Annotated in this window: 7 protein-coding genes; 2 read left to right on the forward strand and 5 right to left on the reverse strand. The window is 70.4% G+C overall.

Annotated features, from left to right (window positions below; translation table 11 throughout):
* The coding region (gene tyrS / locus ACLL81_RS00275; RefSeq protein ID WP_411286351.1) for a tyrosine--tRNA ligase at window positions 1–612 on the reverse strand (612 nt) is incomplete at its 3' end.
* A gap of 248 nt (window positions 613–860) precedes the next feature.
* Here tyrS and ACLL81_RS00280 point away from each other — a divergent pair.
* Window positions 861–1,979: an anhydro-N-acetylmuramic acid kinase gene (locus ACLL81_RS00280; protein ID WP_411286345.1), complete on the forward strand. Its 1,119-nt coding sequence runs from the start codon at window positions 861–863 to the stop codon at window positions 1,977–1,979.
* The gene (locus ACLL81_RS00285) at window positions 1,979–3,286 is read left to right on the forward strand and encodes an amidohydrolase (RefSeq protein ID WP_411286346.1); all 1,308 of its coding nucleotides are present in this window, start codon (window positions 1,979–1,981) and stop codon (window positions 3,284–3,286) included. The genes ACLL81_RS00280 and ACLL81_RS00285 overlap by 1 nt, the downstream gene beginning before the upstream one ends.
* Here ACLL81_RS00285 and ACLL81_RS00290 read toward each other — a convergent pair.
* The 4 genes from ACLL81_RS00290 to ACLL81_RS00305 form a co-directional block, all read right to left on the reverse strand.
* On the reverse strand, window positions 3,283–4,035 hold the full coding sequence (locus ACLL81_RS00290) for a DUF6065 family protein (protein ID WP_411286347.1): 753 nt from the start codon (window positions 4,033–4,035) through the stop codon (window positions 3,283–3,285). The genes ACLL81_RS00285 and ACLL81_RS00290 overlap by 4 nt on opposite strands.
* A 33-nt stretch (window positions 4,036–4,068) precedes the next feature.
* Window positions 4,069–4,740, reverse strand: coding sequence for a L,D-transpeptidase (locus ACLL81_RS00295; RefSeq protein ID WP_411286348.1), 672 nt, complete (start codon window positions 4,738–4,740; stop codon window positions 4,069–4,071).
* 8 nt (window positions 4,741–4,748) lie between these two features.
* On the reverse strand, window positions 4,749–7,328 hold the full coding sequence (locus tag ACLL81_RS00300; protein WP_411286349.1) for a filamentous hemagglutinin N-terminal domain-containing protein: 2,580 nt from the start codon (window positions 7,326–7,328) through the stop codon (window positions 4,749–4,751).
* Between the two features lie 53 nt (window positions 7,329–7,381).
* Window positions 7,382–8,470 (reverse strand): ShlB/FhaC/HecB family hemolysin secretion/activation protein (locus ACLL81_RS00305; RefSeq protein ID WP_411286350.1); only part of this gene is annotated, 1,089 nt, incomplete at its 5' end.

An 8,470-nucleotide genomic window follows, 5' to 3' on the forward strand; every position in this document is an offset into this window, starting at 1 on the left:
CTGGTCGGAGCCGCCCATCTGCAGGGTGCAGCCGAACTTGCGTTCCAGTTCCAGGAAGTCGGTGGCCTGCATCAGCATGTAGTTGAACTCGAGGAAAGTCATCGGCTGCTCGCGCTCGAGGCGCAGCTTGACGCTGTCGAAGGCCAGCATGCGGTTGACGCTGAAGTGGACGCCGTACTTCCGCAGGAACTCGACGTAGCCGAACCTGGACAGCCACTCGTCGTTGTTCACCATCACGGCGTCGGTGGGCCCGTCGCCGAAGGTCAGGAATTTCTGGAAGGTCCCCTTGATGGCCGCGATGTTGGCGTCGATCTGCTCATCGGAGAGCAGCGGGCGCTGGCCTTCCTTGTCGGTGGGATCGCCCACCTTGGTGGTGCCGCCGCCCATCACCACAATCGGCTTGTGGCCGGCCTGCTGCAGCCGGCGCAGCATCATGATCTGGATCAGGTGGCCCACGTGCAGACTGGACGCCGTGGCGTCGAAGCCGATGTAGGCGGTGACCGGTCCAGCCAGGGCCGCTGCGTCCAGCTCCACCGGATGGGTGATCTGATGGATGTAGCCGCGCGCCTGCATGGTCTGCAGGAACGGCGACTTGAACTCTGGGTCAGGCATGGCGGGAATCCCGGGACTTCGGTCGCCGGGCTCTAGCACGGCGGGCTTGAGTGTTTCGAGGGACATGGCGGGCTCCTTGGGGTTGAGGAGGCCGGAGCCGTCTTGGATCAGGAAGGGCGCCGGCCGGTTGGCGGGCGCGAGGGATCGGCCGCCTGTCGCTAGGGCAGGCGGTAATAGCGGCCGGTCGGGGCGGTCATGCCGATCATGGCGGCTAGCTACGTGCCGGAAGCCGTGGCAGTCAAGCCGGCATGCGCGTGCTGGGATTCATGACCGGGACCTCCCTCGACGCCGTCGATATGGCGGTGCTGGAGACCGATGGTGAGACGATCTCGGCGTGGGGGCCGGCGGGCGAGCGCAAGCTTACCGACGCCACCCGCGACCTGGTGCTGGCCGCCACCCAGGCCGCCCTGCAGTGGCCCCGCGGCCAGGCCGAGCCGTCGGAGTTCGCGCCGGCCGCGGAGGCCATCGCGCAGGAGCACTTCGCCGCCGCGGAGGCTTTCCTGGCGGCCAACGCGCTCACCTGGGCCGATATCGACCTGATCGGCATGCACGGCCAGACCGTGCTGCACGAGCGGCCCGTGGACGGCGTTGCGGGCCGCACGGTCCAGCTGGGGGACGCGGGGCTGCTGGCGACCCTGTCGGGCCGGCCGGTAGCCCATGACTTCCGCACCGCCGACGTGGCGGCGGGCGGGGAGGGCGCGCCGCTCGCCCCAATCTACCACCTGGCTCGGGCCGCAGCGTCGGGGCTGGAGGCGCCGGTGGCGGTGCTCAATGTGGGCGGGGTGGCCAACGTCACTCTCTGGACGGGCGGCGAGGACATCGCCGCCTTCGACACCGGCCCCGGCAACGGCATGATCGACCTGCTGGTGCAGAGCAGAGGCGCCGGCCGCTTCGACGCCGGGGGCCGCTACGCCAGCGTCGGCAAGGCCAACGAGGCCGTGGTCCGGGCGCTGCTGGCGCACCCCTACTTCCAGGCCCCGGCGCCCAAGTCCCTGGACCGCCACGACTTCTCCCTGGAGCCGCTGGACAAGCTGGAGCTGGAGGACGCCGCCGCGACCCTGGTGGCCTTCACCGCCGAGGCCGTGCGCCTGGCCTTTGAGCTGATGGGCCAGACCCCCCGCGAGGTGGTGGTCACCGGCGGCGGACGACACAATCCTGAGATCATGAAGGCGCTGGCCGCGCGCCTGCCGGCCCCGGTGACCACCGCCGAGGATCACGGCTGGCGCGGCGATAGCATCGAAGCAGAGGCTTTCGCTTACCTGGCGGCGCGCACAGAGCGCGGCCTGCCGATCTCGTTTCCCAAGACCACCGGCGTGACGCAGCCCATGACCGGCGGACGTATCGTGCAACCTCAGGGGGCAGACTGATGGGTAAGCGGCAATTGTGGGCGGCGGCGGCCATGGCCTTGGCGCTGGCGGCGGGATCGCCAGCCGCGGCGCAGGCGCCGGCCGGCCCTTTCGACGCCGCGGTGTTCGCCGCGGCCAAGCGGGTCCAGCCCAAGGTCGTCGCCTGGCGCCGCGACATCCACCAGCATCCCGAGCTCGGCAACCGCGAGGTCCGCACCGCCAAACTGGTGGCTGACCACCTGCGGTCCTTAGGGCTCGAGGTCCGCACCGGCGTCGCCAAGACCGGCGTGGTGGGTGTGCTGAGGGGTGGCCGTCCCGGCGGCGTGGTGGCCCTGCGGGCCGACATGGACGCCCTGCCGGTGGCCGAACAGACCGGCTCGCCCTTCGCCTCCAAGGTGGTCACCGAGTACAACGGCCAGCAGACCCCGGTGATGCACGCCTGCGGCCACGACGCCCATGTGGCCATCCTGATGGGCGCCGCCGAGGCGCTGGCCGCCATGCGCGACCAGATCCCGGGCACGGTGGTGTTCATCTTCCAGCCAGCGGAGGAGGGGCCTCCGGCCGGGGAAGCGGGCGGCGCATCGCTGATGATCGCCGAGGGCGCGCTGGCCAACCCCGCGCCGACCGCCATCTTCGGCCTGCACGTGGGTCCGGGGGAACCCGGCCAGCTCACTTGGCGTGCAGGCCCGATGATGGCCGCCTCCGACCGCTACGAGGTCTTCCTGAAGGGCAAGCAGACCCATGGCGCCCAGCCCTGGTCGGGGATCGACATCGCGTCCACCGCCGCCGACATCATCACCGCCTTCAACCAGATCGCCGCGCGCCAGATCAACGTCGCCCGCTCGCCCACCATCCTGACGGTGGCCACCATCCACGGTGGGGTGCGCTACAACATCATCCCCGAGGACATGACCCTAGCCGGCACGCTGCGGACCTTCGATCCAGCGCTGCGCAAGGACGTGATGTCCCGCATCGAGAAGACCGTCACCAGCATCGCCGAGCGGTATGGCGCCAAGGGCCGCATCGACTGGGGGATTTCCAACCCGGTGACAACCAACGACCGCCCCCTGGTGGCGCGCATGGCCCCGACGCTCACCCGGGCCGCCGGCGGCAAGGTCAACGGCGAGATCGACTACATCACCGGCGCCGAGGACTTTTCCTATTATCAGCAGAAGATTCCGGGCTTCTTCTACAACCTCGGCATCGGCTTTCCTGCCGGGGTCAACCACTCGCCGTTCTTCAATGTCATGGACGAGCGCGCCCTGGAGGTGGGCGTCCGCGCCCAGGCGCTGACCGCCCTGGACTATCTGCGCGGCGCCGGCGGCTAGTCGCCCTTGCTGTCCTGCGGCGGAAAAGGCCGGACGTGCAGTTTCGTCCGGTGGTCGTCGATCGGGCAGCGCCCGGACGGATCGACGCCGCGGTAGTAGTGCTTCTGCCACTTGTCGGCGGGCTTCACAGGCGGGTCGTCGGCCATCTGCTGGTGAAAGGCGTCGCGGGATCGGGACCAGTCGTGGAACGATGCCGCCAGCTCCGGGGCGTCCTCCAGCGGCGCGAACCGGGGCTCGAAGGACTCCAGCGCCGCCCGCTCCACCGGAAACAGGTGGGCGATAGCCTCTCCGGCTTCGAAGCGCACCTTGTGGTGCGGCCGGGTGAACCGCCAGTTCATGGTGAAGGTGAAGGGTGACCAGTCGGTCTCGACCACGCCGGAGAGGGCGAAGAGGCCGTCCTTGGGCTGGTTGGGCGGTCCGCCGACCCATAGGTTCCAGCCGGGCGGCGTGCGGAACAGCCCCGCCACGTGGAAGGTCAGCACTCCCTGGCCGAAGATCGAGACTGGGGCGGTCACCGGATCGGCCTCGCCCTCCACCTGGATGTGCACCGCCTCGACCCCCGTGCCGCCGTCCCACCAGGCCTCCAGGGCGCAGGGGGTGGCCACTTCCCAGCCGTGGGCGTTGGCGATGGTTAGCGGCAGGCAGCGGTAGGCGAAGGATTCCGGCGTGTCGTCCATCCACCGGCGCTGCGCCGCGGCCGGTCGGATCATCGGGCGCCAGCCCGGGTGCAGGTAGCAGATCAGGTCCATCGCCGCGCTCCGCTCAGCCGTAATCCGAGGCCGCTAGGACGCCGGCGCCCTGGGGGCGGCGACCAAGGCCGGGAACACCTGCGCCATCGAGTGGACCTCCGGCAGGATGTAGACAATCCCGCTCGTGCCGGTGAACGCCGGGCGCACCACCGTGTCGTAGAACGGAGCCGGCACATTGATGCAGCCGTAGGAGATGCGGTTGTCCAGGGCCGAGGGGCTGGCCAGGCGCTGGGCGCGGCGCTCCTTCGGGTTCGTGGTGACCACCCGGTGCAGGGAGATGGCCGCGGCGTAGTCCACCCAGACGATGTCCTTGGCGCCCAGGGTCTTGCCCAGCGAGGCGACGAACCGGCCTGCTGGCGTCGTGCGTTCCCCAGGCGTGATGGTCGACAGCTTGCGCTCGCCGATCCCCGGCACGGTGTCGTCCCCGCGCGCCAGGCCCAGCAGGGCGGCCGCGGCGCCGCGCAGGCGACCATCGGGATTGAAGACGAACACCTTGGCCTGCACCTTGTCGATGATCACGAAGGGCTGGCCAAGATGGTCGCCGGAGGCGACCACCCAGTCGGCGACCTTGCGAGCGTCACCTGACGGGGCCTCGGCCTGGAAGTCGGCCCGGCCGGCCGCCTGCGCGGCGGTCGCGGCCAGGCTGAGCCCCAGGACCAGGGCCGCAAGCTTCAGGGCCTGCGCCCGCAGGTTTCCCCCACCCATGCCGAGACCTAGTTCCGGTCCTGCTTGGGGACATAGACCGGCGCCACATAGGGCGCTGGCGCCGGGGCGACCGGGACGACGACCGGCGCAGGCTGGACGGCTTCCTCCTGGTAGACCGGCATCCTGACACCGCCCTGCAGCACGGCGAACTGGAGGCCCTGGGGCGCCGTGTCAACGAGAGCCACGAGCGGCAAGGCCGCGAGCGTAACCACCTGGCCGGCCCGAACGGCGACCGGGGTCGGGGTGGGGGTGGGCGCAGGTGTGGGCGTCGGAACAGGAACCGGTGTCGGCGTCGGCACAGGTGTCGGTACGGGCGTGGGCGTCGGAACGGGCGTCGGAACTGGCGTCGGCACGGGTGTGGGAGTCGGAACCGGCGTGGGCACGGGCGTCGGTGTCGGCGCAGGTGTCGGCACGGGCGTGGGTGTCGGAACGGGTGTCGGCACGGGTGTTGGCGTGGGCACCGGCGTCGGTGTCGGCACAGGTGTGGGCGTTGGGACCGGCGTGGGCACGGGCGTCGGTGTCGGCACGGGCGTGGGCGTCGGCACGGGCGTCGGCGTCGGAACCGGCGTGGGGGTCGGTGTGGGGGCGGCGGCGATCGTCCCGGTGGTCCTCAGGGCGACGACGCAGCAGGCCGCCGGGAGGGCGAAGCGGGCGGCGTCGGGCCCGGCGAGGGTGTAGCCGCTGAAGGTGATGCCGCGGTTGGCGCCCACGGCGGCACTGTCGAACGTGGCCGTGGCGCCTGGCCCGGCCACCAGGGTGACGCCGGTCGGGAGACCCGTCGTGGACGTGCCGCGGAAGCCCGTCAGCGTCGCCTGGGTGGTCCCGTCGAACACCTTGTCGCCGTTCGGGAACACCAGCATGCGCTGGGTCAGGGTCGAGCCGCCCGTGAGCGTGAACTTGGGCAGGAAGTCGGTGGGAGCCGCGTAAGACGGCGGATTGTAGGTGATCGTCACCGGCGCATTGGGGCCGGTGACCGTCACCGGCGGCGCGGCGGCCGCGAACACCAAGGTCCCGGCTGCGGTCCCAGGACCGATCCCGCTAAAGCCGGCGTTCAGCGTCATTCCAGTCGCCAGGCCCAGGCTCTGCGCGGGAATGCTGCTCCCGCGGGTGAGGGTGATGGCGGAGGAGATGTTGATGTCTTCCCCGGCGCAGATCGCCAGGTTGCCGTCGGTCACCGTGATGGCCCCGAAGCCGGCGAGGTTGACGTCGTGGCCGGCGCTGATCAGGACGCTGCCGTTGGTGGTGGTGATGGCCGCGTTCACATTGGCGTCGCGGCCGCAGCAGATCACCAGGTTGCCGTTGGTGGCGGTGATCGCGCGGTTCACGTTCACGTCGCGCTCGGCGTTCAGGGTCAAAGTCGTGGTGCTGGGCGTCGCCGTCCAGGAGACCGCCTCGTTCACGTGGATGTCGCCGTTGCCGGGGGAGGCCGTGCCCAGGGTCCTGACCGGGGGGGTGCCAGGCGTCGTGGCGTCGGGCCCGGTCATGGTGGTGATGACCACGCTGCTGGTCACCAGCAGGGCGGAGAGCGTTGCGCCCGATATGTTGCCGCCCGCGGCGATGGTGAAGTCCTGCGGGTCGATCAGCCAAGTTCCGGTGACGCCCAGCGGCGCGGCGGTGGTGATCTTCGCGCCGTCGGCGATGTTCACGGTGGCGGCCGAGGTCTCGATAAAGCCGCCGTCGCCGCCGTCGGGGGCGCTGGCGTCCAGGGTCCCGCTGACATTGGCCACGCCGCTCTGCAGGTCGCCCATCAGGACGATGACGCCCTTGTGGCTCTGGAGCGAGCGCGCCTCGATGACGCCGGTGTTGTTGACCGCCGAGCGCAACAGGCCGGTGGCTGAGCGCGCGGTCATCAGGACCCGGCCACCCTCGGCGCGGATCAGCCCGCCGTTCTCGGCCAGGGCGTCTAGCGCCCCTTCGCTGACCGCCACGTTCAGGAGGCCGTCCCCGGCCACGTCCAGGGTCATGGCGGCTCCCGCCGCCAGGGTGACCGCGCCCAGCCTGGCAGAGATGACCCCCTGGTTGCTGACGGTGGCGCCCATCAGGACCACCGAGCCGCCGTCGGCGACGAGCGAGCCCCGGTTGACCACGGCGCCCGGACCGGCGCCGGAGAACCGGTGGTTACCGGCCATGAAGTCCGCGTCGCTGATCGCCAGGGTGGAGGCCACCAACCCGCCGACATTGACCTGCGAGCCGGCCCCGAACAGTACGCCGTTCGGGTTGACCAGGAACACCTGACCGTTGGCCGAGAGCCGCCCCAGGATCGTCGATGCGTCGGCGCCCAGCACCCGGTTCAGGGCCACGGAACTGGCGTTGGGCTGCACGAACTGCACAGCTTCTCCGCCGCCGATGTTGAAGCTCTGCCAGTTGATCGCCGCGTTCTGGCTCGATTGGTTGATGGTCAGGCTGCCAGGCGCCCCGGCGACCGTCGCCGATCCCGCGACGACAACGCCCGCCGTGGGCAGGGCGTAGGCGTTGGATCCGAGGAGCAGCGCCAGCGTGCCCGCTAGCGCCGAGGAGGCGGCGAGCCAGCCCCGGCGTTGGGCGCGGCGCCTGGGGGTCGAAGCGGTCGTACCAAGGGACGCGTACATGTGCGGGGTCCTGACGCCAGAAGGCGAGCTAGCGGTGAGTGCTGACGCCGCCATCAGAAGAACTTCGAGACTTGCACCCAGACCCGGCCGGAGCGGTCGGGAGCCGAGGTGGCGCGTTCGTCGCCGAGCTTGAAGGCGTAGGAGACCTTCACCAGCAGGTTTTGGGTGTCCGCCCAGGAGAGGCCCACGCCGGCGGCGCTGAGCGTCCGGTGGTTGTCGCCCGCGAACCAGGGGTTCTTGTTGAGGGTGATCTCGCCATGATCGACGAAGGCGAAGGCCTGCACCTGTCCGCGCAGCCGCTCCGAGAGCGCCGCCAGCCGCAGGCGCGCCTCGGCGCTCAGGATGTAGCCCTGGTCGCCGTAGGCCTCGCCCTCGGGATAGGCCCGCACCCCATAGGCGCCGCCCAGCTCCATCTTCTCCGAGGAGTCCAGGTTCTTCGAAGCCAGCTGGCCCCTGGCCTGGCCGTAGAGCGACACCGGCCCGCCCAGTTCCTGCAGCCGCGCGGCCTCGAAAGAGAGGATGCGATAGGCGCCGTGGGTTCGCGCCGTCAGGGCGTCGTTGGCCCGGACGATAGGCGTTTCGATGTCGAGGTCGCCGAAGCCGGCGTTCACGGCGAAGGACGTCCAGCCGCCGCCCCACAGGCTGTCGTGATGGTCGCCGGCCAGGCCGACGCTTGCCACCCGGGCGGACCGGTCGGCCACCGAGTTGGTGGCGCCCACCTTGTCGGTGAAGGTCTTGGCGGAGAGGTCGCCCAGCACGTAGAGGTTGGTGTCGTAGGAGCGGATCAGCGGATAGCTGGCGTAAACACTGGCCACCCCGGTTGTGCCGCTGGCGTCGAGCGCCTTGAACTCCTTGCCCAGCTCGTACCAGAGGTAGGCGTAGGACACCCCGACGGTGGCGTTCTGGAGGCGACCCTGGTAGGCGCCGCGGACGTAGGTCAGGCCCGAGCCCGAGGTGAGGAAGCGCAGGCTAGCCACATCGCCATGGCCGAGGGGCTCATTGAAGTTGAGGGTCCCGCCGCCGCGATAGGCGCCTGTGTAGCGGTTGCCGGCGTTGTCGGCCTCGAGGCTGCCGGTGACCCGGCGGCCGGGACTCATGTTGACCCGTAGATCGGACGTCCCCACCGCGGTTCCAGGGGTCAG

The sequence above is a fragment of the Phenylobacterium sp. genome (assembly GCF_046590535.1).
GTDB lineage: Bacteria > Pseudomonadota > Alphaproteobacteria > Caulobacterales > Caulobacteraceae > Phenylobacterium.

Bases quoted from the DNA above. Each gene is read 5' to 3' on its own strand.
- ACLL81_RS00300 (WP_411286349.1), bottom strand. From the start codon at position 7,328: ATGTACGCGTCCCTTGGTACGACCGCTTCGACCCCCAGGCGCCGCGCC.
- ACLL81_RS00280 (WP_411286345.1), top strand. From the start codon at position 861: ATGCGCGTGCTGGGATTCATGACCGGGACCTCCCTCGACGCCGTCGAT.
- ACLL81_RS00290 (WP_411286347.1), bottom strand. From the start codon at position 4,035: ATGGACCTGATCTGCTACCTGCACCCGGGCTGGCGCCCGATGATCCGA.
- ACLL81_RS00285 (WP_411286346.1), top strand. From the start codon at position 1,979: ATGGGTAAGCGGCAATTGTGGGCGGCGGCGGCCATGGCCTTGGCGCTG.
- ACLL81_RS00295 (WP_411286348.1), bottom strand. From the start codon at position 4,740: ATGGGTGGGGGAAACCTGCGGGCGCAGGCCCTGAAGCTTGCGGCCCTG.